The sequence below is a fragment of the Pedobacter hiemivivus genome (assembly GCF_004331685.1).
GTDB lineage: Bacteria > Bacteroidota > Bacteroidia > Sphingobacteriales > Sphingobacteriaceae > Pedobacter > Pedobacter hiemivivus.
Window position 1 is genome coordinate 1 of the sequence record NZ_SJSM01000053.1, and the last position, 1,738, is coordinate 1,738.

Genomic DNA, 1,738 nt, shown 5'->3' on the forward strand with positions numbered 1-1,738 from the left:
CTATAGTTACTGTTGCACAACTCATAGTCTTCCAACCAAAATTCAATGATGTCTAACTACTACGTTTTGATTGCGAAAATCATTCCTAAGTATTTTCATAAATAATTGTAAATGAATATATTAATTGTTATTTTTATAACATGCAAGGCAAAAAAGACTATCAGGAAAAACTGTTTATCCGATTTCAACTTTCGGATTATGTTCCACAGGATAATTTTTACAGACAGCTTAAGGGATTATTAGACTTTAGTTATTTATATCAGTCTACAGTCAAATATTATGGCAAAGAAGGTCAGAAGAGCATCGATCCTGTAGTTTTTATGAAGTTGATGCTGGTAGGTTATTTGGAAAACCTGAATAGCGACCGTCGCATCATCACTACCTCACGTATGCGAATGGATATTCTTTACTTTATTGGGTATGATTTAGATGAGGAACTTCCCTGGCATTCTACCCTTAGTCGTACCCGTCAGCTTTACGGGGAAGAGCAATTTATTTCAATTTTCAAACAGATATTAACGCAGTGTGTAGATAAGGGTCTTGTATCAGGCAAAAGACAGGCGGTGGATAGTGTATTTGTCAAGGCGAATGCCTCTATGGAAGCCCTGGTTAAAAGAGAAATTCTGCTGGATGCTTCCGCTTATACTAAAGAGCTAAACACCAATATAAAGGAAGAAATTATTGATCCGGCTCCCGCTTTTAAAGAGTTGCCGCCTGATGGTAAAAAGCCAAAAAAGAAACTTACCAAAGGTACCAACAAAACCCATGTAAGTCCTACTGATCCTGATTCCCGGATGTCAGTAAAGCCGGGCAAAGCTACTAAGCTAAACTATCTTGGCCAGGTCTGTGTTGATACAGAAAACCACGTGATCACTCATATACAAGCATTTCGTGCGGACAAAGCGGATAGTCAATGCCTGAAAGAAGTATTGATAAACACCATAGAAAACCTAAAAGATAATTCTCTGGAGATAAAAGAAGTTCTTGCCGATGGAGGATATAGCAGTGCAACTGCCTTGCAGGCATTAGAGAATATTGAGGTTGTAGGGTATATACCGAATGCCCCCGGATACATAGCCCAACGGGAGGGGTTTACTTATGATAATAAAAATGACCGTTATATCTGTTCCCAGGGCAAATATCTTCCCTTTAAGAAGTTTAGAACTGATTCAGGCAATACTTATAAGCTCTACAAAACAAGCGTTAAAGACTGCAGGGAATGCCCATTAAAAGAAAGATGCGCAAATCCCGCTGGATACAAAACCATGGAAGATTCCATTTCCAAGGAGCTATTCAATCAGATGCATCTACGGATGCAAACCAGAAAAGCAAAAAAAATGAAGCACTTAAGATCAAGCACAGTGGAGCCGGTGATAGGTTCACTTGTGAATTTCAACGCGATGAGCAAGGTAAATACCAAAGGAATAAAACTCGCAAATAAATGTATGATTATGGCTGCTGTGGCATACAATATAAAAAAGCTTGTAAAAGCAAATGCTGTAAAACTTAAAAAAAATGCAGCAGTGGCGATAAAAGTCCACGAATATAATGTCAATAGCTACTGGCATGATTTGAATACCTTTATGAAGGACATATTACGCATTAATGGCGTGTTTTGGAGCTAACCTTTAATCTGAAAAGTAAAAAGGCCGAATAACCATTATGAAATGAAATATCCTGTACTTTGGAGCCTATAATATCTATCACGGAATTAATGTTGTGCAACAGTAACTATAGT

General features: G+C 37.7%; 1 protein-coding gene. It reads left to right on the forward strand.

What is annotated here, in order from left to right; translation table 11 throughout:
• Window positions 1-140: 140 nt before the first annotated feature.
• A complete protein-coding gene (locus EZ444_RS27005; RefSeq protein ID WP_131612999.1) occupies window positions 141-1,625 on the forward strand; it encodes an IS1182 family transposase in 1,485 nt (494 codons plus the stop codon).
• The last annotated feature ends 113 nt before the right edge of the window (window positions 1,626-1,738 follow it).